Raw genomic sequence first — 24,317 nt, 5'->3', positions numbered from 1 at the left:
TCGTGACTAGCGCATGACTTCGGAAAGGGAAAGCCGCTTCCGCGTCAGTTCCCCGGCCGTGGTCGCGGTAGCGGGATGCCGATCTCGGGTGTCGGCGCAAACGCACTTGCCGAGGCCGGCAGTGCCGCCGCGCCGCTTGGCTCTGCAGGTACCGTCGGCAGCGCCTCCGCTGGTCCGGCCGCTGCGATCGGCATGCCGTCGCCATAATAGGTGACGGCTTCCACCGAGGCCGGATCCGGCGCGTCGAGCACGAACCGGCATTGCTTGGGCAGGTTCGCCATCGTCATCACGTCGCGCGCCTTCGGCTTGTCGGGGTTCTTGTTGGGGCGCCATGGTTCCTCGGTGAACCACCAGGCCAGCGACTTGTCGCAACCGTCGCCGGGCGTCGTCGCTTCCTGCCCCTTGCAGTTGGGGGAACCCGGCTGGCAGCCGATGCGGATATGGAAGTGATAGTCGTGGCCCCAGAACGGCCTGATCTTGCGCAGCCATGCGCGGTCGCCTGTGGCGGTATCGCAGAGCTTTTTCTTGATCCCGGGATTGACCAGAATGCGCTCGACTTCCGCGTAGCTCGCCGCGCGCTTCAGCAGCCGAGTGTGTTTCGACGTCCACAGCGCGTCTTTCACCAGGTGGGTCTTTTCATCGACCATCAAGGTGGCGCTGATGTTTTCGCGCTCGGCGATCGAAAGCTTGCGGGCGGGCATCGGCGTCAGCCAGATGTCGGCGTCGAGGCCGATCTGGTGCGAGGCATGGCCGGTCAGCATCGGGCCGCCGCGCGGTTGCGAAATGTCGCCGATCAACAGGCCCGGCCAGCCGTCGGCTGCGGCGTCGCGCGACAATTTCTCGATCAGCGCGATCATCGTTGGATGGCCCCAGCGGCGGTTGCGCGACGGCCGCATCACCTCCCAGTTGCGGCCATCCATGGGGATGGCGACGCCGCCGGCAAAGCAGCCCCTGGAATAGAAGCCGATGGATTGCGCAGCCGCCAGCGCCGGCAGCTTCTTGGCGCCGAACAGGACTTTCGCCCGCTCCTCGGCCGCCGCGGGTTGCGCCATGAGGCCAGTCAAAGCGAGGACGGCCAGCGTGCCAAGCAATGATCGCGTCGATGTCGTCATGAACCGGACCCCTCCGCATTCCCTGAACTATGCCCGAAAGGCGACCACTGGCCGAATCATATCACGCCGCGCGCGCCACTTCGATCACCTCATCGGGCTACGCGGATCGCCGTCGCGCCAGTTGCCGTCAGCCCATAGATGGTCGAGCGCCCTGCGGTAGTCGGGAAAGCGGAAGCGATAGCCCGCGGCCTTGATCGCCGCGTTGGCGACGCGCTTGTTCTCGCCATAGAAGGACCGCGCCATGGGCGAAAGTTGGGCGGTCTCGAACGGAATTTCCGGCGGCGGTGTGGCACCCATCAGCGAAGCGGCATAGGCGACGACATCCTGCGGCGGCGCCGGCAGATCGTCGGTGACGTTGAAGATGCCGCCGCTATTGTTTGCGGCCAGATGCCGGAGCGCACCGGCAATGTCGTCGCAGTGGATGCGGTTGAACACCTGGTCCGGCTTGACCAGCCGTCTTGCGGTGCCGTTTTCCAGATTGACCAGGGCATTGCGGCCGGGACCATAAATGCCTGACAGGCGCAGGATCGCGACGGGACGGTCGATGTCCTGGCCGAGTCTCAGCCAGTCCTGCTCGGCGGCCACCCGCATGACCGAGCGCTTCGACACCGGCCGGCATTCGGCGGTCTCGTCCACCCAGGCGCCGCCATGATCACCATAGACGCCGACGGTGGAGAGATAGGCGATCCATTCGAGTGCCGGCATGTCCGCCACGACCGCCGCGCGGGCGGCATTCAGCACGGGATCGCCGGCTTCTTCCGGAGCGACCGAGATGATCAGATGGGTCGTCGTCTTCAATGCGTCGCCGATTTCCGGCGTCAGCGCGCCGTCGAAGCGCACCGGTTCGACGCCGGCTTGCCGCAGCGCCTCGAATTTTTCCGGCGAGCGCGTCGTACCGAAAATGGTCGTCGCGGAATCGGTGTTGGCGCGGGCAAAAACCTTGCCCGAATAGCCGGCGCCGAAAATGAAAAACTGCTTTTCGCTCATGCATGCGACTCGATTGGGTTTGGCAGCGCCAGAAGCCATTCGTTTTTCACAGCCTCGTCGCTCTCTGTTTTCAGGGCAGCAATGGCACGTTCAGCGAATTCCGAATCCGGCACCAGTCGTGACAACGCCCACACCGCCGCCCCCCGCACCAGCGGCGAGGCATCGCCGATCAGTGTCCGAATGGTGCCGGCCAACGACAAATCACCGGAATTGCCGGCGGCAATCAGCACATTGCGGACAAAGCGGTCGCGGCCGATGCGCTTGATCGGCGATCCCGTGAAGAAGGACCGGAAGGCAGCGTCGTCCAGTTGCAACAGATCGGCGAGCGGCGGCTCGCGCAGATCGTCGCGCGCGGCAAGCTTCGCCTCCGACGCGGCTTGGGCGAACTTGTTCCATGGGCAGGCGGCGAGGCAGTCGTCACAGCCATAGATGCGGTTGCCGATCTTTTCGCGGAATTCATGCGGGATCGGCCCCTTGTTCTCAATGGTGAGATAGGAGATGCAGCGCCGCGCATCGAGCCGGTAGGGCGCTGGAAAGGCATCGGTTGGGCAGGCGTCGAGGCAGGCGTGGCAGGAGCCGCAATGATCGTCCTCGGCAGTATCGGGCACCAGTTCGGCCGTGGTGAAGATGGTGCCGAGGAACAGCCAGGAGCCGTGCTCGCGACTGACCAGATTGGTGTGCTTGCCTTGCCAGCCGAGCCCGGCGGCTTCGGCCAGCGGCTTTTCCATCACCGGGGCGGTGTCGACGAACACTTTTACGTCACCGCCGGCACGCGCCACGATCTTGCCGGCGATCTCCTTCAGCCGGCCTTTCATCACGTCGTGATAGTCGCGGTTCTGCGCATAGACCGAGATCGCGCCACGCTCGCGCTTTGCCTGGACTGCACGCGGGTCGTGGTCCGGTCCGTAATTCATCGCAAGCACGATGATCGAGCGAACCTGCGGCCACAGCGCCGTCGGTTCGCCCCGCCGCTCCAGCGTTTCGGCGATCCAGTCCATCGAGCCGTGAAAACCGTCGGCGACGAATTCGGCGAGCCGGCCCGGCGCCAGCGGGATCGCGTCGGGCGTGGTGACGGCAACCGCATCGAAACCGGCGCGCCGCGCCTCGCGGTCGATCAGCGCGCGCAGTTTTGAGGCGTCAGAAATCGAGGTCCGCATAATGCGATACCGGCGACAGGCCGCGCACCCTGTCGGACAGCAGTGGCCGGAACGATGGCCGCGATTTCACCCGCGTGTACCATTCGCGCGCCGCTGAGTGTTCGCGCCAGTCGACCTCGCCGAGGTAATCCAGCACCGACAGCGTCGCCGCTGCCGCCAGATCGGCATAAGTCACCCTGTTGCCGGCCAGCCAATGGCGCGTGCCGGCCAGCCAGTTGGTATATTTCATGTGCTGGCGGATGTTGGCGCGCGCTGCGCGGATCGCCGCCGAATCGGGCGAGCCACCGCCCGCCGTTTCCGGCATGACCGGCTTCAGCACGCGCTCGCGCACCAGATGCCGGGTCACCTCGCCTTCGGCCTTGTTGAGATACCAGTCGGTCAGCCGCCGGATTTCGGCGCGCTCCATCGGGTCCTCGGCGAACAGCCGCTTGTCGCGCTTGAGCACGCCGCGCGTCTCGTCGAGATATTCGGCGATGACCATGGCGCCGACGATCGGCACGTCGCCCTCGGCAAGCAGGATCGGCAAGGTTCCCGCCGGGTTCAGCGCCAGGAACTCCTTGCGCCGCGTCCACGGCTTTTCTTCGATCAGCGCCAGCTCCTCGCCATACTCGCCAAAGGCGAGGCGAACGAAGCGGCAGGTGGCAAACATCGGGTGGTGGAAAAGCGTCAGCATGGTCCCGCGATAAAAAGGCGCACTGGCGGATCGCCGGCGGCGCCGGTAAGTCTTGGCCGCCCGCATCAGCGGGCTGTCAGGGTGCTGCGACCTATAGGGTGACTTCCGCGCCATGACAAGCAAGCCCTTTTGCAAGCCCTCACACGAATGCCGAGGTTGCCATGGATAGCCACACCATCGTTGAAGCGCTGCTGCTCGGTATGCTCGAGGGCCTGACCGAGTTCATTCCGGTCTCGTCGACCGGTCATATCTTGCTTGCCGGCCACTTCCTCGGCTTCCACTCGACCGGCAAGGCTTTCGAGATCCTGATCCAGCTCGGCGCCATCCTGGCGATCCTCAGCGTCTATTTCCGCCGCCTGTGGCAAATGCTGATCGACTTTCCGCGCGACCGGCTGACGCGGCATTTCGTCCTCGGCATCCTCATCGCCTTCCTGCCGGCGGCCATCCTCGGCGCGCTGGCGCATGATTTCATCAAGACGGTGCTGTTCGAATCGCCGCGGCTGATCTGCATCATGCTGATCATCGGTGGCGTCATCCTGTTGGCTGTCGACCGCATGAAGCTGCAGCCGGTCTACCGCGACGTGGAGCGCTTTCCGACCAGGCTCTATCTGCAGATCGGACTTTTCCAGTGCCTGTCGCTGATCCCCGGCACCTCGCGTTCCGGTTCGACCGTCGTCGGCGCGTTGCTCCTAGGGGTCGACAAGCGGGCGGCGGCGGAATTCTCCTTCTTCCTCGCCATACCGACCATGGTCGGCGCCTTCGCCTTCGACCTGTTCAAGAACCGCAATGTGCTGACATCAGCCGATCTGCCGATCATCGCCATCGGCTTCGTCGCCGCCTTCGTCACCGCGCTGATCGTCGTCCGCTTCCTGCTCGACTACGTCTCGCGCCACGGCTTTGCGCTGTTCGGCTGGTGGCGGCTGGTCGTCGGCAGCGTCGGTCTGGTGGCGCTGATGATCTGGGGCTAACCTCGGGCACGTTTTCAGTTTGAATTGGTACCTCACTGGGCATTTGCGCTGCCCCTCACCTGCCTGCCGGCATCCTCTCCCGTATAGCGACGGGAGAGGGACGCTGTCATCGGCGGTTTCGCCAATCACCAGCGTTGCAAGAAGCGCGCCGAGGTTGCGGCCAGCCCCTTCTCCCCGTCACTATACGGGGAGAAGTGCCCGGCAGGGCGATGAGGGGCGGCGCCATCTTCGGCGATTGGCTCGTCTCCACAAAGCAAACCGTCATTGTCTGAAGACTTGGCAACGCCTTAAAGGCCTGCCGGGAGCCGACCTAGTTCCGCCCATAAAACACATTCTCGACATGCACCGGCCAGCGCCAGGGCAGCACCGCCACCATGTCGAAACGCATCGACAGTTTGCCGTAGTCGCGCTGCCGCATCAGCCACAGATCGGCGGCGCCCTCGATGCGGCGCTCCGATTCGTGGGCGATAGCCTCCATCGCCTCGATCAGCGTGCGCCGCGCCTTGACCTCGACGAACAGCACCAGATTGCCGCGCCGCGCGATCAGGTCGATCTCGCCGAGCTTGGTGCGATAGCGGCGGGCCAGAATCCGGTAGCCTTTCAGCATCAGCGCCGCTGCCGCCAGCCATTCGCCGCGATGGCCGCGCCGATAGGCCTTTTGGCGGCTGGCGGCCGGGCGCTCAGCCACCGCTGCTTTCCGCGAGGTTGTCCCCAAGGGCATCCCTAAGCTCGAGCAGCCGCCGGTAGAGCGCCTGTTTCTGGCCGCCGGTCATCTTGGCAGCTTCCGCCGCCGCCTTCGAGGCCGGCATCTCGGCAGCGAGCGACAACAGCAGCCGGTCGATATCGGCCGGTTCTTCGGCCTTGGCTTCGGCCGGGCCGACACAGATGACGATCTCGCCCTTCGGCGTATCGGCGGCCGCATAGTGGTCGGCCAGAACCTGCAGCGTTCCCGTCCGCATCTCCTCGAAAGCCTTGGTCAATTCACGGCCGATCGCGGCTTTCCGCTCGCCGCCCAGCGCCTCGACCATCGCGACAAGCGTCTCGGCCAACCGGCGAGGCGACTCGAAAAAAATCAGCGTCGCCGGAACGGTTTTCAGCGTTTCCAGCCGTGTCAGCCGCTGTCCTGTCTTCACCGGCAAAAACCCGGCGAACAGGAAGGCGTCGGAGGGCAGGCCGGATGCCGTCAACGCCGCAAGCGGCGCAGACGGACCGGGGATCGGCACCACGCGGATGCCGTGGTCGATCGCTTCGCCGACCAGGCGGTAGCCGGGATCGGAGATCAGCGGCGTGCCGGCGTCCGAGATCAGCGCCACGCTCTGCCCGGCCTGCAGGGCCGCGATTAGCTTTGGCCCGGCCTCGCCGGCATTGTGCTCGTGATAGGCGGTGGTGCGGCGGCGGATGCCGTAGCGGTCGAGCAGCACGCGCGAAACCCGTGTGTCCTCACAGGCGACGATGTCGGCGGCGGCCAGCGTTTCCAGCGCCCGCAGCGTGATGTCGGAGAGATTGCCGATCGGCGTCGCCACCAGATAGAGCGCCGGCTCGAGCGGCCGGACTGAAATCTCGGTCTGGCCGATCACATAGCTGCGTTTTGCCGTATCACCGGTCACCAAGACCCTCTCCATTTCGCCCTTTTTGGCACGGCGCACGCCCGGTTGCAAAACGTGCCCCCCAAGTGTTGCAAAACGTGACTTCGAAGCAATGCGACCGCCATGCCTTTGCCACAGTGGGGAACGAAACCGTGGCCGGCGAATTTATGCCTGAGACTCGGGAGGAGGACAGGATGGACAGCCTGAAGATACAGGACGTTTTCGAGCCCTATTATGCCGGCCGCAAGCGCTTCGCTGCGCCTAAGGCCAAGAGCCGGCCTGCCAAGGCCGATGACCGCCAGGCCAAAAAACCGCCCCTGCGCCGTCCGTCGACAGCAAGCAAGCTTGAAATCGACCCTTCGACCGACACCGGCAGCACGATGGAGCACTGACCAGACGATGCCCAATCGCTTCGATATTTTCATCACCCGTCTTGAAACGAAGAATGCCCGGGATGGCGCGCCACTAACCCCGATAAGCGACCAGCACCGCGCCCGCCGCGATAAGGGCAACGCCAAGCCAGTTCGCGCCGGAGAGTCGCTCGCCGAGAAAGACCGCGCCAAACACCGCCACAAGCACGACGCTTAACTTGTCGATCGGCGCGACCTGCGCCGCATTGCCAATTTTCAGTGCGCGGAAGTAGCAGAGCCACGAGGCTCCGGTCGCCAGTCCGGACAGGCCGAGGAAAAGCCAGGTTTTTCCCGCGATCGATCCGAGCGGTTGGAACTGGCCGCTGGCTGCGAGGATGCCGCCGAGCACGACAAGAATGATGATCGTGCGGATGAAGGTGGCGAAATCGGAATTGATGTTCTCGATGCCGACTTTGGCGAAGATCGCCGTCAGCGCGGCGAAGGTTGCCGACAACAGCGCCCAGAATTGCCAGGAGGAAACGGTCAGGTTCATTCGGTGGCCTCGCGCATGGGGTCTCAACCGAGATACCGCGAAACGCACGCTTCCTGAAGTGCAATCCGCAGACTTGGAGATTGGCTGCAACGCGCCCGCGAGGAGGAGCCTTGGCGCGGACAAAGTTTGCTTGCTTACCGCGCCAGGTCCGCCACCACCGCATCGAGCACGATCATGCCGGCGGCCGTGGCGCGGAGCCGTGCATTGCCGATCGGCGCCACCAGCCCTTCGTCCTGCAGCACCGACAGCCGCGCCGTCGACAGGCCGCGTCCGGAAAACGCCTCGTAGCGGGAAAGGTCGATGCCCTCGGCCAGCCGCAGCCCCATCAGCAGGAACTCGTCGGCCTCTTCCGAGCGGGTCAGGATCTCGCCGCCGGTCACGCCATGGCCCTTGGCCTCGACCAGATTGGCCCAGGTCTCCGGCATTCTTTCCGCGATCGTCACCACGCGGCGGCCATTCTCGATGAAGCGGCCATGCGCGCCGGGACCGACGCCGACATATTCGCCATAGCGCCAGTAGGTCAGGTTGTGCCGGCTTTCCGCGCCCGGCCTGGCGTGGTTCGAAATCTCGTAGGCCGGCAGCCCGTGCGCAGCGGTAATCTCCTGTGTCAGCGCGTAGAGGTCGGCGGCGTGGTCATTGTCGGGAATGGCGAATTTCTTCGCCGCGTGCAGCGCGTGGAACGGCGTGCCTTCCTCGATGGTCAGTTGATAGAGCGACAGATGGTCGGCGGCGTGGCCGATCGCCTGTTCGAGCTCTGCCTGCCACGCTTCCGGCGTTTGGTCGGGCCGGGCATAGATCAGGTCGAAGGACAGCCGTGGAAAGATTTCGCGCGCGAGACCAATCGCATGCAGCGCCTCGTCGACATTATGCAGCCGGCCGAGGAAGCGCAAATCCTTGTCGTTCAGCGCCTGCACGCCGAGCGACACCCGGTTGACGCCGGCCGCGCGGTAGCCGCGAAAGCGCTCGGCCTCGACCGATGAGGGGTTGGCTTCCAGCGTCACCTCGATGCCGGCGGGCACCGACCAGTTCTTCGCCACCGCGTTGAGCACCGTCGCCACCGTTTCCGGCTCCATCAGCGACGGCGTGCCGCCGCCAAGAAAAATGCTGGTCACTTCGCGTGGCCCGGTGCGTTCCCGCATCGTCGCCAGCTCCGTTTCGAAGGCGCTTGCAAAACGGCTCCTGGTCGACCGGCTGGTGGCGGACATGGCTGTTGAAGTCGCAATACGGGCACTTGGCTGCGCAGAACGGCCAATGGATGTAAACGCCGAAGCCAGGGGCTCGGTCGAGCTGCAGGGTCATTCCGAGACCAATCTGGCCAGATTCAATCGTGCTTGCGCGAATTTCTGGAAGGCGCGGGCGCGGTGCGACAGCGCCGTCGGCTGGCCGGGCTTCCAGCCGTGTTTTTCCTCCGCGCTCATCTCGCCGAAGGTTTTTTCGAAACCGTTGGGCAGGAACACCGGGTCGTAGCCGAAGCCAAGTTCGCCGCGCGGCGGCCACACCAGCGTGCCCTCGGCCTCGCCACGAAAATATTCGGCCGCGCCGTCGGGAAAGGCCAGGCAGATGACAGCGACGAAGCGGCCCGTGCGCTGTGTCGGATCAACCGCGCCGACTTCCTGCAGCGCCACTTCCGTGCGTTGCATGGCCATGCCGAAGTCGCGGGACCCGTCCAGGGTTTCGGCCCAGTTGGCGGTGTAGACGCCCGGCGCCCCGTCGAGCGCATCGACGCACAGGCCGGAATCGTCCGACAGCGCCGGCAGACCGGTTGCCTTGGCCGCGGCCAGCGCCTTGATATAGGCATTCTCCTCGAAGGTGGTGCCGGTCTCGTCCGGCTCCGGCAGGCCGTATTCCTTCGCTGACTTCGCTTCTATGCCGAACGGCGCCATCAGGTCGGCGAATTCGCGCAGCTTGCCTTCATTGTGGCTGGCGACGACGATCTTTTTCCCGTCAAGCGAATGAACATTTGGCGACTGAAGATTTGGCGACTGCATCAAAGACCCCAGATTCTCGGTTCGGCGAATTCAAGCGAATTGCCGGACGGATCGCGAAAATAGATCGAGCGGCCGCCTTGCGGCCATTCGAACTCACTTTCGATGTCGATGTTCCTCGCCTCCAGATGCGCTTTCCAGCGCACGATCTCGGCAGCACTTGCCGCAAAGCAAAGATGGCCGTCGCCGACCGTGCCGTGTGGCGGCACTTTCAGCCGGGCGTCCGGCGCCGGCGGAACCTTGGTCGCCTCGGCGTTGAAGACCAGCAGCACGCCGTTCCCGCAACGGAAGAAGAGATGCCTGCCGTCGACCTTGCCCAAGAGATCGAGCCCGAGCACGTCGGAGTAGAAGGCCTCGGCGGCAGCCAAATCGGTGACGTAGAGGGCCGATTCCAGAATTGCCGAGGGAGTCACCAGGCACCCCCCTCTGCCCTGCCAGGCATCTCCCCCTCAAGGGGGGAGATTGGCAGTTTCGTCGTCGGCAGCCATTCTGCAACGCCGGTTATTGGCGACACCCAATCTCCCCCCTTGAGGGGGAGATGGCCGGCAGGCCAGAGGGGGGCGGACAAGCTCGGCATCTGAAAGCCTATGCGACGGCCATCTGCTGCAGGCTGACCAGGCGTTGGATGCCTTTCTTGGCTAGTCCCATGAGCTCGGCGAACTGCTCCTCGGAAAAAGGTTCGCCTTCGGCCGTACCCTGGATCTCGACGATGCCGCCCTTGCCGGTCATGACGAAATTGGCGTCGGTGCCGGCCGAGGAATCCTCGACATAATCGAGATCGATGACCGGCTGGCCGTCATGGATGCCGCAGGAAATCGCTGCGACATGGTCTTTCAGCACCTTGGCGACGCTGGCCATCTGCCGGGCTTCCATCCAGCGCAGGCAGTCGTGGAGCGCCACCCAGCCGCCGGTGATCGAGGCGGTGCGGGTGCCGCCATCGGCCTGGATCACGTCGCAGTCGACGGTGATCTGCTGCTCACCCAGCGCCTGCAGGTCGACCACGGCGCGTAGCGAGCGGCCGATCAGCCGCTGGATTTCCAGCGTGCGGCCGCCCTGCTTGCCGGAGGAGGCTTCGCGGCGCATGCGTTCGCCGGTCGAGCGCGGCAGCATGCCGTATTCCGCCGTCACCCAGCCTTTGCCGGAATTGCGCATCCAGCCGGGCACCTTCTCCTCGAGGCTTGCCGTGCACAGCACATGCGTGTCGCCGAACTTCACCAGGCACGAGCCTTCCGCGTGCTTGGAGACGCCACGCTCGAAGGAGATGGCGCGCATTTCGTCGAATTGGCGTTTGGAAGGGCGCATTCAGTCTGCTTTCTTGTCATTTTTCGGAATCGTGGCCGGCTTGTAGCCTCACGCAGTCCATGGCGCAAAGGAAAATGGCCGGGTGGCCGCAAACGACACTGCGGTGACCGCAAACGCGGCACCGGGTTGCGCGGGCGCCAGTGAAGTCTATATCCTAGAGGTGGAGGTTTTTGGCTCGAATGACCAAGGCTGTCGCCGAACCCAGTCTGCTGTCGCCCGCGCTCCAGTCGCTCGACATGCGTTCGCGCGACATTTTTCGGCGCATCGTCGATTCCTATTTGAAGGACGGCGAACCGGTGGGATCACGCAGCCTGTCGCGCATTCTGCCATCTTCGCTGTCGCCGGCCACCATCCGCAACGTGATGAGCGACCTGGAGCATCTGGGGCTGATCTACGCTCCGCACATCTCGGCTGGCCGTCTGCCGACCCAGGCCGGACTGCGCTTCTTCGTCGATGCCTTCATGGAACTTGGCGATCTCTCCGACGAGGAGCGCCGCATCATCGAGGCGCAGGTGCGCGCCTCCGGCTCGGGCGCAACGCTGGAACATATGCTGACCGAGGCCAGCCAGATGCTGTCGGGCATGTCGCGCGGCGCCGGCCTCGTGCTTACCGCCAAGAACGAGGTGGCACTGAAACACATCGAATTCATCCAGCTCGAGCCGACCAAGGCGCTGGCCGTGCTGGTGTCGCAGAACGGCGACGTCGAGAACCGAGTCGTCGACCTGCCCGCCGGCATCACCGTCTCGCAATTGCACGAAGCCTCCAACTTCCTCAACGCCCATATCCGCGGCCGCACGCTGGCCGAGGCGCGGGTCCAGATTGCCCGCATCAAGGAAGAGACCAGGGCAGCACTCGACACGCTGTCGCAGGATCTGGTGGAAAAGGGGCTGGCGGTCTGGGCCGGGGCGGAAAGCGGCCTGCCGGCGCGTCTTATCGTGCGCGGCCGCGCCAATCTGCTCGAAAACGTCACCGCCCAGGCCGACATCGAGCTGCTCAGGCACCTGTTCGAGGACATGGAGACGCAGGACGGGCTGATCCAGCTACTCGACCTCGCCGAGGAAGGGTCCGGCGTGCGCATCTTCATCGGTTCGGAAAACAAGCTGTTTTCGCTGTCGGGCTCGTCGCTGGTCGTCGCGCCCTATCGCGACAAGGATGCCCGCGTCATCGGTGCGCTCGGCGTCATCGGCCCAACCCGGCTCAACTACGCCCGCATCGTACCGATGGTCGACTATACGGCGCAGCTTATTTCCCGCATGCTGCGCTGACGGATGCCGCAAAAGGAGAAAAAGAATGGCGCTGGAATCATTCAAGGCCCAGATCAGCATGCTGCTCGAGGAGATGATCAACCAGCCGGAGGATCAGCATGAAGTGCAGGAACAGCTGCGCGAAAAGCTGAGGGAAATGCGGGCCATGGGCTTGCCTTTGCCGGCCGATCTCGTTGAGCTGGAAAAGCGCCTCGACGACGATTTCTACGCCGCCGGAAACTAATCCCTCTGAGCGGTCCCCTCAACTCACTGTGTGCTGACTGTGCGAGGCGGAACGATCGTCGGCCCCGCCCGTTTCCTTTCCTCAAGGCGACGCCTTGGAGGACAGCATGATCCGATTTGCCGGCTTGGCCGCCATTCCCGTTGCCTTTCTGCTTGCCACCACCAGCTTCGCCCAGCAGTCGGATCAGCCGCTGCTGAAAGGCGAAGCTGCCTTCGGCGACTGGCATGCCGACAGGCCAGGCGTGCGGCGCTTGATTCGGCCAGAGGACTTGCACGCTCCCTTTGTCACCGAATCCGCATCGAACGGACCCGGTCTGGCCGAAAGACCTGAAGACGCAAAGCTGCAACTGCCGCCAGGCTTCTCGGCCGAGATGATCGCGTCGGGTATCGGCAACCCGCGTGTCGTCCGCGTCGCGCCGAATGGCGATCTGTTTGTCGCCAACAGCCAAGCCGACCAGATCCGCCTCTATCGTCTCGCCGAAGGCAGTGCGCAGCCCGCCAGGAAAGCGATCTTCGCCCGCAACCTCAACCGCCCCTACGGCATTACCTTCTATCCCCCGGGAGACAACCCGGAATGGGTCTATGTCGCCAACAGCGATGGCGTCGTTCGCTTCCCCTATCGCAACGGCGATCTGAAGGCCTCCGGCAATCCGGAAACCATCGTCTCCAACATTCCTTCGAACGGTCACTGGACCCGCGACATCGCATTTTCGCCGGATGGCAAGACGCTCTACATGTCAGTCGGCTCCCTCTCGAACGTTGCCGAGAGCATGGAGAAAGAGCCGGATGGCGGCCTCGACGCCTGGGTGAAATCGAAGCCGCTGGGCGCCACATGGGGTTATGAGGACGGCCGCGCGAACGTGCTGGCGTTCGACCCCGACGGCAAGAACGGACACATCGTCGCCACCGGCCTGCGCAATTGCTCGGGCATGACCGTGCAGCCGGCCACCGGCGCGCTCTGGTGCGTCGTCAACGAGCGCGACCAACTCGGCGACAACCTGCCGTTCGAATATGCAACGACGGTGAAGCAAGGCGCCTTCTATGGCTGGCCCTGGTATTATATCGGCAACAATGAGGATCCGCGCCACGAGGGCGAACGTCCCGACCTTGCCGGCAAGGCCACCATCCCCGACGTGTTGATGCAGGCGCATTCGGCGCCGCTCAACATTGCCTTCTACGACGGCAGGAATTTCACGGCGGAGTCCAGTTTTCCGGCCGAATACCAGGGCGATGCCTTCGTCGCTTTGCACGGCTCATGGAACCGCGGCATCAGGACCGGCTACAAGGTCGTCAGGTTGCGGTTCAGGGATGGCAAGCCGACCGGCGAGTATGAGGATTTCATCACCGGCTTCGTCGTCTCCAACGCGGCGGTATGGGGCCGCCCGGTCGGCGTGGCGGTGGCCAATGACGGTGCGCTGATCGTCACCGAGGACGGCAGCGGCAGCATCTGGCGCGTCACCTATGGCCAAGGGCGCTCCTGACTGGCAGCGCTGGCGCAACCGAATCCACCCTTCAGGGAATTCACCCTCGCCTGGTTTTGCGCTAGGGCTGAAGCATGACCCTCACCGGATTCCTGGCCTATAGCGCCGCTCTCGGCATCGCCGCCGCCATTCCCGGCCCCGGCGTCACCGCGCTTGTCGCGCGTGCGCTCGGTTCCGGCTTCCGCTCGTCGCTGGCGATGTCGTTCGGGCTGATAGTCGGCGACCTCACCTACCTCACCGCCGTGGTGCTTGGCCTGGCTTTCGTTGCGCAGACTTTCGGCATCGTCTTCCTGGCGATCAAATGGCTGGGCGTCGCCTATCTCGCCTTCCTCGGCTGGCGCTTCTGGACCAGTGGCATCACGCCCGAAACGGTCGAAGCCAAGAAGGGCAAGGGCGGGCTGGTGTCGAGTTTTGTTGCCGGCCTCACTGTGACGCTCGGCAATCCGAAGACGATGATCTTCTATCTCGCCATCACACCGACCATCGTCGACCTGAAAACTATCACGCTGGCCGACTACGGCATCCTCGTCGCGCTGACCGTCATCGTCCTGCTGGTGGTGCTGGTGCCCTATCTGGCGCTGGCGGCCAAGGCGCGCTGGTTCCTGAAGTCGCCGCGGGCGCTCAAGGCACTGAACCGCACCGCCGCCGGCTTCATGGTCGGGGCAGCGGCAGCGATCGCCGCTCGCCAATAGACCTCTTTTTCGCCAAGCCATTCCTGTTGTAGGCCCTTTCGGGAAATGCCTTTCCGAGGCAAGGGCATTTTCAGCATGCAGCCCACTCGGATATTTTCAAACGGCAGCTTATCTTGCGCGGCCGAAGGCCTTATCCTGCCGGCTCGAACATACGTGCCTTACTCCTGGGAGCGAAACCAATGAACAAGCCCGTCACCTCCGCGCGCGTGCCCGGCCGCGGCCGCGTCTACAATTCGATCACCGAAACGATCGGCGATACGCCGCTGGTGCGGCTCGACAAATTCGCCAGGGAAAAGGGTGTCGTCGCCAATCTCTTGGCCAAGCTCGAATTCTTCAATCCGATCGCCTCGGTCAAGGATCGCATCGGCGTGTCGATGATCGAGGCATTGGAGGCGTCGGGCAAGATTTCGCCCGGCAAGACCACGCTGATCGAGCCGACCTCCGGCAACACCGGCATCGCGCTCGCCTTTGCCGCCGCCGCCAAGGGCTACAAGCTGATCCTGACCATGCCGGAAACCATGTCGGTCGAGCGCCGCAAGATGCTGGCGTTGCTTGGCGCAGAACTGGTGCTGACCGAAGGGCCGAAAGGCATGAAGGGTGCCATCGCCAAGGCCGACGAGCTGGCCGCGACGCTGCCCGACGCCATCATTCCGCAGCAGTTCGAGAATCCCGCCAATCCGGAAATCCACCGCCGCACCACGGCCGAGGAAATCTGGAACGACACCCATGGTGAGGTCGACATCTTTGTCGCCGGCATCGGCACCGGCGGCACCATTACCGGCGTCGGCCAGGTGCTGAAGCAGCGCAAGCCTTCGGTGCATGTCGTCGCCGTCGAGCCGGAAGCCTCGCCGGTGCTGTCCGGTGGCCAGCCCGGCCCGCACAAGATCCAGGGCATCGGCGCCGGCTTCGCGCCCAAGATTCTCGACACGACGATCTATGACGAGATCGTCAAGGTCTCGAACGAGGATTCGGTCGCCAATGCGCGGCTGGTCGCCCGCCTCGAAGGCGTGCCGGTCGGCATTTCGTCGGGCGCTGCCCTGCAGGCGGCGATCGTCGTCGGCTCACGGCCGGAGAACAAGGGCAAGAACCTGGTGGTGATCATCCCGTCCTTCGCCGAACGCTATCTGTCGACGATCCTGTTCGAGGGGTTAGGCTCCTAGACCTTATTCCAGATGGTGGCGGCGCTGGACCGCCGGAAAATCCGTCCGTGGCTGCCGCCGCCCGCTTGAGCGGGATGCGGCTTGCGTGTCCAATAGCCGCCGGCCGGCTTGCTCGAGGCCGGCGGAGGATTTTATGTACAAGCTCTATACGCGCCCCAACAGCGGCGGCTTCGTTGTCGAGGCGGCACTTGCGCTGGCGGGCTTGCCCTTCGACCAGATCGATGTCCCAAAGCCGCCGGACCCGGCCTTTCTCGACATCAGCCCGTTGAACCAGGTGCCGGTCCTGACCTTGCCGGACGGCAACTCGATCACCGAGTCGGCGGCAATGTGCATCCTGCTTGCCGAGCGTCACCCGGATGCGGGTCTGGCGCCGGCGTCCGGTTCGCCGGCACGCGCCGATTTCCTGCGCTGGATGGCTTTCATGGCCTCGGTCATTTACCCGGCTGCCCTGAGGTTCTTCTACGCTCATCGCTACACGGCAGACCCCGGCGGTCTGGAAGCCGTCAAGCTGGCAGCGGTCACCGAGATGGATCGAGGCTTTGCCATTCTCGATGCCGCCCTCGAAGACCGCGACTGGCTGGTCGGCGACAAGCTCTCGCTGGCCGACATCTATCTCGTCATGTTGATTGCCTGGCATCCCGACATTGAGAAAGCCCGCATCGCCTGGCCAAACATCGAGCGCCTATGGGCCGTGTTGCGGCAACATCCGGTGATGCGCAAGCTGAATGCTTCCCACGGCATGTGGCCGGCTTGACCGCGCGCGAAGGGGCTCATCCCTTCGTCGCGTTGTTGCCCAGCCCCGCCCGTTTCTCCTGCAGGAACCGGCGCACGGCCGGATCGCGTTCCAACCCGATCGCGCGATCATAGGCTTCGGCCGCCTGGCTTGTCTTGTCGAGCCTGGCCAGCAGGCCGGCGCGTGCCGCCCAATAGGGCTGGTAGTCGGCGAGACGCCTGTCGTCGCCGAGTTCGTCAAGCGCGGCCAATCCTGCAGCTGCACCGTCGGCTTCGGCAATGGCCACCGCCCGGTTGATCGACACCACCGGCGAGCCGGCAATCACCGACAGAGCATCATAAAGCTGCTTGATCGCGATCCAGTCGGTCAAGCCGGTCAGCCGTCGCGTCGTGTGGGCGGATTGTACGGCGGCTTCAAGCTGGTAGCGGCCGATCACGCCTTTGCTGGCGGCGCGCCGGAGCAGCGTCTCCGCTTCGCAGATCAAGGCGTCATCCCATTGCGCAAGATCCTGCTCGGCCAGCGGCACATAGTCCCCGGCTGCATTGCGCCGCGCCGCTCGCCGCGCCTCGGCAAACAGCATCAGCGCCAGCAGCCCCAGTGCCTCCGGCTCGTCCGGCATAAGCGAGGCCACCAGCCGGCCGAGCCATATGCCTTCCGTCGCAAGGTTGCGGCGCTGCGTTTCGGTGCCGGCCGGGTCGGACCAGCCTTCGGCGAAGGCGGCGTAGATCGCCTCCAGCACAGTATCCAGCCGCTCGCCGAGTTCGGTTCGCTCCGGCACGCGGAACGGAATGCCGGTCTCGCGGATGCGCGACTTGGCGCGCACCAGGCGTTGGCCCATTGTCGCCGGCGACACCAGGAAAGTCGAAGCGATCGTTGCCGCGTCGAAGCCCAGAATGGTCTGCAGGATCAGCGGCGCCCGCACGCCGGCCTCGATCGCCGGATGGGCGCAGGCAAACATCAGCCGCAGGCGCTCGTCAGGCAGCTCTTGGTCGAGCATGCGCGCCTCCATTTCCTCGGCGATCAGCCTGAGGTGGTTGCGGCCGCCCTCGCTGGTCAGCCGTCGCCTGACCGCGTCGACGCTGCGCCGTCGCGCCACTGCCAGCAGCCAGGCTTCCGGCTTCTCAGGCACGCCGCTTTGCGGCCAGCGTTCGAGTGCCGCGGCAAAGGCATCGGCCAGCGCGTCCTCGGCGCCGGCCACGTCGCGTGTGCGCGCCGCGAGATAGGCAACCAGCTTGCCATAACTCTGCCGGGCGGCAGTTTCTGCCGCCGCCCATGCAGTGTCCGGCCTGCTGGTTGTCACGCAGGATATTCCGCCATCGGCCAGATAGGCCGCACTTCCATAGTGCCGGTGCCGGCGCCCGGGCAGCGCGCCGCCCAGGAGATCGCCGCGTCCATGTCCGGCACGTTGATCAAATAGTAGCCGCCAAGCTGTTCCTTGGTGTCGGCGTAGGGGCCGTCTAGCACATTGGTCTTGCCGCCGGTTACCCGCACGGTGGTCGCCGTCGATACCGGTTTCAAGCGCTCGCCACCGACGAACACGCCGGCCTTGATCATCGCTTCGGTATAGGCGCCGTAGGCGGCGCTCATTTGCGTCACCGCTTCCTTCGGCGCTGCTGCCATTGCGGCTTCGGTTCCATAGATGAGTAGCAGATACTGCATGGTCGTCTCTCCCTTTTATAGGGCCGCATCGTTGCGAGCCGGACGTATGTCGCGCGGCCCGGCCCGATTTCGACAGGCGTCGGAAAAATCTTTCGGCCGAGACGGCGTCTTGTGCAAGCACGCAGCCTGGCCGACGGCGCTAACCGGTCAGGGCCATAGGTGAAGCAGCCTCGTTCGGCGAGCCGGATGGCTCCAGCCAGCCGCGATAGCGCACGATCATGCCGGCGAGAGGATGCGAAATCTCGACATGGAAGCGGAAGCGGCCGTCCTCCACCGCCTCAAAGGAATTCGAACGCGGGCAGAGCCACATCGGCAAAGGCAGGCCAAGAATGCTCCAGCGGCGCAGAACCAATGCCAGCCGTCTCTCTTCGGCAACCAGCGCCATGGCGAATACCAGCGGGCCGAAGCGCTCGCAAAGCAGTCGCTCTGATCGGCCCTGACCTTCGAACTGGCGGCTTGAAAAACTGTGCTCGCCGAATGCCCGCGTCCATGTCTCGCCGTCCCTGTCGGCCTCGAACCGGACACGGACCGGGACGTCGGCGCTCGCTTTGGGAAATCCGACCAGCCAACCCATTAGCCGGCCAAGGATATTGCGTCCGCGCTCGACACTGGCGCGTCCTTGCGCCGCCCGGGCGTGATCATGCATGGCGCGGATCTCTTCGGGCAGGTCTTGCCAGGCGTCGCCGAGCAAGGCGGCATAGAGAGGTTTGTCCTTGCCGGCGGACTCGTCCCTGAAGCCAGTATAGATCGCCTTGCTGGCAAACAGGCTCTCATAATCCCGGAGTTCCAGGTCGCGCACGCCCGCCCGCGCGCCCGGCGAAGGTCCATGTCCGTCCAGCGTCTTGCGGACCAGCGCCTCGACCGCCATCGCCGGAATCAGCGGCCCGTCATTGCCTTCGGCCAGAAGATGCCAGGAGCGCTTGACCGCTACGCCCGTCTGGTCCGCCCCTGCCACCTCGACGAACATGCCGCCGCGATGCTCGCCCCAGCGCAGCCGGTTCGTCGCCCAATGCATCAGTGGGGCCAGCGGTGACAGCGAACCGACGAGGCGGGAACGCACCAGCCATGCCAGCGCAATCAAGGCGCGATGCAGCACCTCCGGAACCGGCCCGGCGCCCATCCAGATGGTTTTCGCCTCTGGCCACAGCGCGGCCAGGGCACGCAGGTCGGGAACGTCGACCAGCGAGAACAATGTGTTGTTCAGCGGCACACGGCCCGGCGGTGCGATGGTGTAGCGAAGCTGTTCGGTCAGTGGATGGCCTTGCGCCGGCTTGCCGTCACGCACGAGCTCGACCGGCTGACCGGCATAACCCGCAATGGCGCGGATGACGTTTTCGCCGACGCCGGCAAAAGGTGACGGCGCGATGCCACCGCGGATGCTGTCAACGCGCGTCATGTTCGATGACAGACGGCGCACGACTGCCGCCGTCAGCACCGGGAAACTGGAGACCCCGCACAGCACGAACAGGCCTGCCTTGCGCGCCGCCTCGTCGAAAGCAGGGACGCCGGCAACAAAATCCGATCCGTCGGCGAGGTCGAGGTAATTCACGCCCTGACCGATGCAGGCCTCGATCAGCCGGTACCGCCCCTCGCCATAGGCCTGGAAGGGGCCGCTGGCATCGACGACAATGTCGGGCCGCAGCGACGCGAGTTGGGCAACCAAATCACCATTGCGATCGAACAGCGCCGGAACGAGTTGCGCGACTGCACGGCTTCGGCTTTTGCAATGGGCATCGGCCTTGGCGAGCGAGCGCCCGGCGACGATCAGCGTCAGGCGCGGCTCACCTTCCAGCAGTTCGATGATGCGGCCGCCAAAGATGCCATAGCCGCCGACGACAAGAACCTTCATCGCGGCTGCCCCAAAATGCCGATCCTCCCGGCATGTCGGGCAAAACCGCCGGGGGTTCGCATCCTAACCAATCAACCGTCCCCTCAGCTCAGCGGAAGGGATTTCGCAACTGTCCCTCTTGCCGAACAGCGCATAGCGATTCTTGGCGATGCGATCATAGAGCCAATTGCGGAGCGGGCGCGGCAAAAGCAGCAACAGTTTCGCCGCTCGCCACGGCCAGCCCAGTTCGGCCATGACGGCAACGAAACTGTCGAGGCGAGTGAAGGCGGTTCCGCCGATAAGGACCAGATTAGTCTCGTAGCTGTCCGTCCTCAGCCCGTATTTTTGAAACAGCGCCTCACCAAACGGCGACTGCGCCGTGGCAAAGCGGAAGCGGCTTTTGCGGTCGAGCCGGATCACCATTCGCACGAAGCCCGAGCAGAACACGCAGACGCCGTCGAAAACGAGCAACGGTTGGGCGGCATCGAAGACTGACGTATCAGGAGGATGGTTTGGCTTGATGGTCACGTGGAGCCCGGCAGCTGGTGTCAGAGGACACTAAGCCTGCCGGCGCGAGGATCAAAGCCGCGGCGTTGTCGCACGCCGTTTTTCGGCCAGCGCAGAGCGCTCGGCGCGATAGGTGGTTGCGCGATGGTTTGCGCCCGGTCTGCAAATCCGGCTGTCATGACGGGTCTCGAAAGTCATGATCAGTGCGCGCTGACGCCGAGCGAGTTGCCACGACGTGCACAGGCCGGGCCGGGGCCGCGCATGTAATAGCGCTCCGGCCGATAGCTCGGCGCGACGAATTCGCGGATGGCGGCGGCATAGCCGGCGATGTGAGTCCAGAAGTTCATTGTACCTGTCCCTGTCCCTTTTCGGATGTCCCTTCCGAATTGCGGGCATCATAGCGTTGAGGCGTGAATAGTCGGTGAACACGATGTTAATCTTTGGTCAAAAACCCCTTGGTTCGTGGCCGCAATGCGGCTGATTCGGGGTCTTTCGGTGCAGTTCGTCGGCATTTCGGCCGGTGTGACTTTTGCATCACATATGTTTCGCCTGAATGTCGCTTGGGCGCGGTTCTGTTTCAATATCTACCGCCATCGCGAAATTTCCGTGCGCGAACGCCCATGAAGCGGTCAGCCTGCCATCAGTGCGACCGGAACCGGAATGGGCTTTGCCCGTTCTCGGTTGAACCGCACAGCTCAGGGAGTTTGTCATGGCGCCGCGTCCGGCCTGGGAAGGCTATCTGAAGCTCTCGCTGGTCACCTGCGCCGTCGAATTGACAAATGTCGTCACCCATACGGAAAAGGTCTCGTTCCGGGTGCTCAACCGTAAGACCGGCAACACCGTCAAACGCATCTTTGTCGATGCGGAGACCGGCAAGCCGTTGGGCGAGGGTGACGAGATCAAGGGCTATGAGGTCAGCGACGGCGATTTCGTCCATATCGAGGAAGACGAGATCGAGGCGGTCCAGATCGAATCCTCGCACACGATGAGCCTCGACGGCTTCGTCGACAAATCCTCGATCCAGCAGATCTATCTCGACACGCCCTATTATGTCGCCCCGGCCGACAAGGTGTCGGAGGAGGCTTTCGCCGTCATTCGCGACGCCATGGCGGGCAAGAAAATGGCGGGGCTGGCCCGCATCGTGCTCTATCAACGGGAACGCCCGGTGGTCATCGAGCCGCTGGGCAAGGGCATGGTGCTGACGACGCTGCGCTACGACAACACCGTGCGCCAGCCCGGCACCGTCTTCGACGACATCAAAGATGTGAAGACCGATCAGGAAATAACCGATCTGGCCGAGCTCATCATCGACAAGAAGAAAGCAAAGTTCGATCCCTCGAAATTCGACGACAAATATGAGAATGCCCTCCTCGAACTGATCCGCGCCAAGAAAGCCGGCAAGAAGGCGCCGCAGGCCACGGCAGCGCCAAAACCGTCCAACGTCGTCAATCTGTTCGATGCCCTGAAGAAGAGCCTGTCGTCGGATGCCGGCTCATCCAAGGCTGCCTCGGCAAAAGCCAAGCCCGTGGCCAAAAGCGCCAAGCCGAAAGCCGCTGCCGCCAAGCGCAAATCTGCCTGAGGACACGGACCAGATGGCCGGCCTCGAACAGTATCATTCCAAGCGCGATTTCAAGAAAACCGCCGAGCCGGCCGGCAAGGTTTCGAGCAGCGGTAAAGGCAAGGCCGGCGGCATCTTCGTCATCCACAAGCATGATGCGACAAGGCTGCACTACGACCTCCGCCTCGAACACAATGGCGTGCTGTGGAGCTGGGCGGTGACGCGCGGCCCGAGCCTCGACCCGCACGAGAAGCGGCTGGCGGTGCATGTCGAGGACCATCCCATCGACTACGCGCCCTTCGAAGGCACCATTCCCAAGGGCGAATATGGCGGCGGCACGGTCATCGTCTGGGACGAGGGCACCTGGACCCCCGAGATCGATCCGGCCAAGGCGATGAAGAAGGGCCATATCGGCTTCGAGCTGCACGGCCACAAATTGCACGGCCTCTGGCATCTGGTCAGATTGAAACCACGCGCTGGGGAAAAGCGCAACAACTGGCTGCTGATCAAGTCCGACGATGCCGCCGCCCGGCCCGGCGAGGACATTTTGCAGGAAGCCCCGCAATCGGTGAAGTCGGGCCTGACGATCGAGGAGGTCGCAGAAGGCAAGACTGTCAACGGCAAGAAGCCAAAAGTCTGGCATTCCAACAAGCCGGCTACCGGCAAGGCAAAGGCCAGCGCGGCGAAACGGCTCGAATTCATCGAGCCTTGCCTCGCAACCCTGGAGAAGGATGCGCCTGCAGGCAAGCAGTGGTTGCACGAGGTAAAATTCGACGGTTATCGCATGCAGGCACAGCTTGCCGGCACCGAAGTGCGGTTGTTGACGCGCACCGGTCTCGATTGGACGGACAAATTCGGCGGCGAGATTGTTGCGGAACTCGGGCGTCTGAAATGCAGCGACGCCATCATAGACGGCGAGATCGTCGTGCTGGCCGACAGCGGCGTATCGTCCTTTTCATTGCTGCAGCAGGACCTGTCGGCAAACCGGACCAGTCGCTTCATCTACTATGTCTTCGACCTGATGCGTCTCGACGGCGAAGACTTGCGCAGCCAACCAATGGTCGAGCGCAAGCAGGCTTTGCAGGAATTGCTCGGCAAACAGTCCGACAATGCGGCGCTGCGTTTCAGCGACCATTTTGCCGAGCCCGGCAAGGTGATGCTGCAGCACGCCTGCCGCATGGGACTGGAAGGCATAGTTTCCAAACGCGCCGACGCGCCCTATCGCAGCGGCCGTGGCCTGTCCTGGGTGAAGTCGAAATGCACACTGCGCCAGGAATTCGTCATCGGCGGCTATCTGCCGTCGGAAAAGACCGGGCGCGGGCTGCGCTCGCTGCTGGTCGGTTATAACGAGGGCGGCAAGCTGCACTATGCCGGTCGTGTTGGTACAGGGTTTTCGGTCAAGACGGCTGGCGACCTGAAGAAAAAACTCGATGCGCTGAAGGCAACGGCCTCACCCTTCGATGCTTCCGTGCCGAATGGCAAGGGGCTGGTCTGGGTCAAGCCCGAGCTTGTCGGCGAAGTGGAGTTTCGCAGCTGGACGTCGGACCATATAATACGCCACGCGTCGTTCCAGGGATTGCGCGAGGACAAGCCGGCGGAGGAAGTCGTGCAGGAAAAGCCGAAAGCATCGACGGTCGAGACCAAGGCAAAGCCGGCCGCCACGAAATCCGCCGGGACGGTGAAAACCGTCGTCAAACTGTCCCACCCGGACAAGCTGCTGTGGCCCGAGGAAAAGATCTCGAAGCAGGGCCTGCTTGAGCACTACGCCCTGGTCTGGCCGCGCATGCAGCAATTCGTCGTCAACCGGCCGCTCAGCCTGGTGCGGGCGCCGGACGGTATCGGCGGCCCGCGCTTCTTCCAGAAGCATGCGTCGGCCGGCATGCATGAGAAGATCGCCAGGATGAAGGACCCGACGGACGGCGAGGAGATTTTGTTCATCAGGGATTTCGACGGCCTTGCCGCTTTGGTCCAGAACGGCGTGGTCGAGATCCACATCTGGGGCTGCACGATCGAGGAATTGGAAAAGCCCGATCAGATCGTCTTCGATCTCGATCCCGACGAGGGCGTCGACGTCAAGGCGGTGCGCGAAGCTGCACTCGACATCCGCGGCAAGCTCGACGATTTGTCCCTGCCGAACCTCGTCAAGACATCGGGCGGCAAGGGCTACCATGTCGTCGTGCCGCTGAAACCATCGGCGGATTGGGAAGAGGTAAAAACCTTCGCCCATGATTTCGCCCGCGCGCTGGAACAGGCCGCACCGGAGCGCTACACGGCGACGCTGTCGAAGAGGGCGCGCACGGGAAAAATCTTCGTCGACTATCTGCGCAACGGCCGGGGCTCGACAACGGTCGCGCCCTATTCCTCGCGCGCCAAGAAGGGCGCCACCGTGTCGATGCCGGTGACCTGGGCTGAGATCGAGGCCGGGTTGGCACCGAACGCCTTCCCGATCGGCGACAAGACGACCCTGAAGCAGTTGGCCAAAGCCGACCCCTGGGCGGATTTCTTCAAGCTGGGGAAGGTGCTGAAGCGCGGCTGATCA

The 24,317-nt window shown here is 64.0% G+C and carries 25 protein-coding genes and 1 pseudogene; 10 read left to right on the top strand and 16 right to left on the bottom strand.

Features of this window, described 5'->3' with window-relative positions; all coding sequences use genetic code 11:
- Positions 1–44: 44 nt before the first annotated feature.
- The 4 genes from mepA to LHFGNBLO_RS08570 form a co-directional block, all read right to left on the bottom strand.
- A complete protein-coding gene (gene mepA / locus LHFGNBLO_RS08585) occupies positions 45–1,112 on the bottom strand; it encodes a penicillin-insensitive murein endopeptidase (protein WP_258605868.1) in 1,068 nt (355 codons plus the stop codon).
- Between the two features lie 84 nt (positions 1,113–1,196).
- Positions 1,197–2,099, bottom strand: a complete 903-nt coding sequence (locus tag LHFGNBLO_RS08580) for an SDR family oxidoreductase (protein ID WP_258605867.1) — start codon at positions 2,097–2,099, stop codon at positions 1,197–1,199.
- A complete protein-coding gene (gene queG, locus LHFGNBLO_RS08575; protein ID WP_258605865.1) occupies positions 2,096–3,256 on the bottom strand; it encodes a tRNA epoxyqueuosine(34) reductase QueG in 1,161 nt (386 codons plus the stop codon). The genes LHFGNBLO_RS08580 and queG overlap by 4 nt, the downstream gene beginning before the upstream one ends.
- Positions 3,237–3,929: a glutathione S-transferase family protein gene (locus tag LHFGNBLO_RS08570; RefSeq protein WP_258605863.1), complete on the bottom strand. Its 693-nt coding sequence runs from the start codon at positions 3,927–3,929 to the stop codon at positions 3,237–3,239. Before LHFGNBLO_RS08570 ends, queG begins: the two co-directional genes overlap by 20 nt.
- A 161-nt stretch (positions 3,930–4,090) precedes the next feature.
- On the opposite strand from LHFGNBLO_RS08570, the gene LHFGNBLO_RS08565 reads away from it, so the two are divergent.
- The gene (locus tag LHFGNBLO_RS08565; protein ID WP_258605862.1) at positions 4,091–4,897 is read left to right on the top strand and encodes an undecaprenyl-diphosphate phosphatase; all 807 of its coding nucleotides are present in this window, start codon (positions 4,091–4,093) and stop codon (positions 4,895–4,897) included.
- A gap of 310 nt (positions 4,898–5,207) precedes the next feature.
- On the opposite strand, the gene LHFGNBLO_RS08560 is transcribed toward LHFGNBLO_RS08565, so the two are convergent.
- Entirely contained in the window at positions 5,208–5,585 is a 378-nt protein-coding gene (locus LHFGNBLO_RS08560) for a YraN family protein (protein ID WP_258605861.1), read from the bottom strand.
- Entirely contained in the window at positions 5,578–6,504 is a 927-nt protein-coding gene (rsmI, locus tag LHFGNBLO_RS08555; RefSeq protein WP_258609655.1) for a 16S rRNA (cytidine(1402)-2'-O)-methyltransferase, read from the bottom strand. The genes LHFGNBLO_RS08560 and rsmI overlap by 8 nt, the downstream gene beginning before the upstream one ends.
- A 173-nt stretch (positions 6,505–6,677) precedes the next feature.
- Here rsmI and LHFGNBLO_RS08550 point away from each other — a divergent pair, with 173 nt between their 5' ends.
- Positions 6,678–6,875: a hypothetical protein gene (locus LHFGNBLO_RS08550; RefSeq protein WP_258605859.1), complete on the top strand. Its 198-nt coding sequence runs from the start codon at positions 6,678–6,680 to the stop codon at positions 6,873–6,875.
- Positions 6,876–6,948: 73 nt separating this feature from the next.
- Here the strand turns inward: LHFGNBLO_RS08550 and LHFGNBLO_RS08545 are convergent, their stop codons facing one another.
- From LHFGNBLO_RS08545 to rph, 5 genes and pseudogenes are all read right to left on the bottom strand, one after another.
- Positions 6,949–7,386 (bottom strand): EamA family transporter, encoded by a 438-nt coding sequence (locus LHFGNBLO_RS08545; RefSeq protein ID WP_258605858.1) that lies wholly within the window; start codon positions 7,384–7,386, stop codon positions 6,949–6,951.
- 134 nt (positions 7,387–7,520) lie between these two features.
- Positions 7,521–8,685: pseudogene (hemW, locus tag LHFGNBLO_RS08540) on the bottom strand (radical SAM family heme chaperone HemW).
- Positions 8,682–9,374, bottom strand: a complete 693-nt coding sequence (gene rdgB / locus LHFGNBLO_RS08535; protein ID WP_258605857.1) for an RdgB/HAM1 family non-canonical purine NTP pyrophosphatase — start codon at positions 9,372–9,374, stop codon at positions 8,682–8,684. The pseudogene hemW and the gene rdgB overlap by 4 nt, the downstream one beginning before the upstream one ends.
- The gene (locus LHFGNBLO_RS08530; protein WP_258605856.1) at positions 9,374–9,784 is read right to left on the bottom strand and encodes a VOC family protein; all 411 of its coding nucleotides are present in this window, start codon (positions 9,782–9,784) and stop codon (positions 9,374–9,376) included. The genes rdgB and LHFGNBLO_RS08530 overlap by 1 nt, the downstream gene beginning before the upstream one ends.
- Positions 9,785–9,956: 172 nt before the next feature.
- Positions 9,957–10,673, bottom strand: a complete 717-nt coding sequence (gene rph / locus LHFGNBLO_RS08525) for a ribonuclease PH (protein ID WP_258605854.1) — start codon at positions 10,671–10,673, stop codon at positions 9,957–9,959.
- 179 nt (positions 10,674–10,852) lie between these two features.
- Here rph and hrcA point away from each other — a divergent pair, with 179 nt between their 5' ends.
- From hrcA to LHFGNBLO_RS08495, 6 genes are all read left to right on the top strand, one after another.
- Complete coding sequence (hrcA, locus tag LHFGNBLO_RS08520) at positions 10,853–11,938, top strand: heat-inducible transcriptional repressor HrcA (protein WP_258605853.1); 1,086 nt, start codon at positions 10,853–10,855, stop codon at positions 11,936–11,938.
- A 25-nt stretch (positions 11,939–11,963) separates the two neighbouring features.
- Positions 11,964–12,161, top strand: coding sequence for a hypothetical protein (locus LHFGNBLO_RS08515; RefSeq protein WP_258605852.1), 198 nt, complete (start codon positions 11,964–11,966; stop codon positions 12,159–12,161).
- A 106-nt stretch (positions 12,162–12,267) separates the two neighbouring features.
- Positions 12,268–13,641, top strand: coding sequence for a PQQ-dependent sugar dehydrogenase (locus LHFGNBLO_RS08510; protein ID WP_258605851.1), 1,374 nt, complete (start codon positions 12,268–12,270; stop codon positions 13,639–13,641).
- A gap of 74 nt (positions 13,642–13,715) precedes the next feature.
- Entirely contained in the window at positions 13,716–14,333 is a 618-nt protein-coding gene (locus tag LHFGNBLO_RS08505; protein ID WP_258605849.1) for a LysE family translocator, read from the top strand.
- A gap of 179 nt (positions 14,334–14,512) precedes the next feature.
- On the top strand, positions 14,513–15,493 hold the full coding sequence (cysK, locus tag LHFGNBLO_RS08500) for a cysteine synthase A (RefSeq protein WP_258605848.1): 981 nt from the start codon (positions 14,513–14,515) through the stop codon (positions 15,491–15,493).
- 133 nt (positions 15,494–15,626) lie between these two features.
- On the top strand, positions 15,627–16,247 hold the full coding sequence (locus LHFGNBLO_RS08495; RefSeq protein ID WP_258605846.1) for a glutathione S-transferase family protein: 621 nt from the start codon (positions 15,627–15,629) through the stop codon (positions 16,245–16,247).
- A 16-nt stretch (positions 16,248–16,263) separates the two neighbouring features.
- Here the strand turns inward: LHFGNBLO_RS08495 and LHFGNBLO_RS08490 are convergent, their stop codons facing one another.
- The 5 genes from LHFGNBLO_RS08490 to LHFGNBLO_RS08470 form a co-directional block, all read right to left on the bottom strand.
- The gene (locus LHFGNBLO_RS08490; protein WP_258605845.1) at positions 16,264–17,526 is read right to left on the bottom strand and encodes an RNA polymerase sigma factor; all 1,263 of its coding nucleotides are present in this window, start codon (positions 17,524–17,526) and stop codon (positions 16,264–16,266) included.
- Positions 17,523–17,885: a YciI family protein gene (locus LHFGNBLO_RS08485; RefSeq protein ID WP_258605843.1), complete on the bottom strand. Its 363-nt coding sequence runs from the start codon at positions 17,883–17,885 to the stop codon at positions 17,523–17,525. The genes LHFGNBLO_RS08490 and LHFGNBLO_RS08485 overlap by 4 nt, the downstream gene beginning before the upstream one ends.
- 139 nt (positions 17,886–18,024) lie before the next feature.
- Complete coding sequence (locus tag LHFGNBLO_RS08480; RefSeq protein WP_258605841.1) at positions 18,025–19,734, bottom strand: SDR family oxidoreductase; 1,710 nt, start codon at positions 19,732–19,734, stop codon at positions 18,025–18,027.
- A 63-nt stretch (positions 19,735–19,797) separates the two neighbouring features.
- Entirely contained in the window at positions 19,798–20,241 is a 444-nt protein-coding gene (locus tag LHFGNBLO_RS08475; RefSeq protein ID WP_258605840.1) for a thiol-disulfide oxidoreductase DCC family protein, read from the bottom strand.
- Between the two features lie 179 nt (positions 20,242–20,420).
- Entirely contained in the window at positions 20,421–20,567 is a 147-nt protein-coding gene (locus tag LHFGNBLO_RS08470) for a hypothetical protein (RefSeq protein WP_258605838.1), read from the bottom strand.
- 362 nt (positions 20,568–20,929) lie between these two features.
- Here LHFGNBLO_RS08470 and LHFGNBLO_RS08465 point away from each other — a divergent pair, with 362 nt between their 5' ends.
- A complete protein-coding gene (locus LHFGNBLO_RS08465; RefSeq protein ID WP_258605836.1) occupies positions 20,930–21,799 on the top strand; it encodes a Ku protein in 870 nt (289 codons plus the stop codon).
- A 13-nt stretch (positions 21,800–21,812) separates the two neighbouring features.
- On the top strand, positions 21,813–24,314 hold the full coding sequence (gene ligD / locus LHFGNBLO_RS08460; protein ID WP_258605834.1) for a DNA ligase D: 2,502 nt from the start codon (positions 21,813–21,815) through the stop codon (positions 24,312–24,314).
- Positions 24,315–24,317 lie beyond the last annotated feature (3 nt).

This window comes from Mesorhizobium sp. AR10 (assembly GCF_024746795.1).
Lineage (GTDB): Bacteria > Pseudomonadota > Alphaproteobacteria > Rhizobiales > Rhizobiaceae > Mesorhizobium.
This window is presented reverse-complemented; position numbering and strand designations above follow the sequence as displayed.

Coding starts and splice junctions, on each gene's coding strand:
- mepA (WP_258605868.1), bottom strand. CDS start 1,112: ATGACGACATCGACGCGATCATTGCTTGGCACGCTGGCCGTCCTCGCT.
- LHFGNBLO_RS08580 (WP_258605867.1), bottom strand. CDS start 2,099: ATGAGCGAAAAGCAGTTTTTCATTTTCGGCGCCGGCTATTCGGGCAAG.
- queG (WP_258605865.1), bottom strand. CDS start 3,256: ATGCGGACCTCGATTTCTGACGCCTCAAAACTGCGCGCGCTGATCGAC.
- LHFGNBLO_RS08570 (WP_258605863.1), bottom strand. CDS start 3,929: ATGCTGACGCTTTTCCACCACCCGATGTTTGCCACCTGCCGCTTCGTT.
- LHFGNBLO_RS08565 (WP_258605862.1), top strand. CDS start 4,091: ATGGATAGCCACACCATCGTTGAAGCGCTGCTGCTCGGTATGCTCGAG.
- LHFGNBLO_RS08550 (WP_258605859.1), top strand. CDS start 6,678: ATGGACAGCCTGAAGATACAGGACGTTTTCGAGCCCTATTATGCCGGC.
- LHFGNBLO_RS08545 (WP_258605858.1), bottom strand. CDS start 7,386: ATGAACCTGACCGTTTCCTCCTGGCAATTCTGGGCGCTGTTGTCGGCA.
- rdgB (WP_258605857.1), bottom strand. CDS start 9,374: ATGCAGTCGCCAAATCTTCAGTCGCCAAATGTTCATTCGCTTGACGGG.
- rph (WP_258605854.1), bottom strand. CDS start 10,673: ATGCGCCCTTCCAAACGCCAATTCGACGAAATGCGCGCCATCTCCTTC.
- hrcA (WP_258605853.1), top strand. CDS start 10,853: ATGACCAAGGCTGTCGCCGAACCCAGTCTGCTGTCGCCCGCGCTCCAG.
- LHFGNBLO_RS08515 (WP_258605852.1), top strand. CDS start 11,964: ATGGCGCTGGAATCATTCAAGGCCCAGATCAGCATGCTGCTCGAGGAG.
- LHFGNBLO_RS08510 (WP_258605851.1), top strand. CDS start 12,268: ATGATCCGATTTGCCGGCTTGGCCGCCATTCCCGTTGCCTTTCTGCTT.
- LHFGNBLO_RS08505 (WP_258605849.1), top strand. CDS start 13,716: ATGACCCTCACCGGATTCCTGGCCTATAGCGCCGCTCTCGGCATCGCC.
- cysK (WP_258605848.1), top strand. CDS start 14,513: ATGAACAAGCCCGTCACCTCCGCGCGCGTGCCCGGCCGCGGCCGCGTC.
- LHFGNBLO_RS08495 (WP_258605846.1), top strand. CDS start 15,627: ATGTACAAGCTCTATACGCGCCCCAACAGCGGCGGCTTCGTTGTCGAG.
- LHFGNBLO_RS08485 (WP_258605843.1), bottom strand. CDS start 17,885: ATGCAGTATCTGCTACTCATCTATGGAACCGAAGCCGCAATGGCAGCA.
- LHFGNBLO_RS08480 (WP_258605841.1), bottom strand. CDS start 19,734: ATGAAGGTTCTTGTCGTCGGCGGCTATGGCATCTTTGGCGGCCGCATC.
- LHFGNBLO_RS08470 (WP_258605838.1), bottom strand. CDS start 20,567: ATGAACTTCTGGACTCACATCGCCGGCTATGCCGCCGCCATCCGCGAA.
- LHFGNBLO_RS08465 (WP_258605836.1), top strand. CDS start 20,930: ATGGCGCCGCGTCCGGCCTGGGAAGGCTATCTGAAGCTCTCGCTGGTC.
- ligD (WP_258605834.1), top strand. CDS start 21,813: ATGGCCGGCCTCGAACAGTATCATTCCAAGCGCGATTTCAAGAAAACC.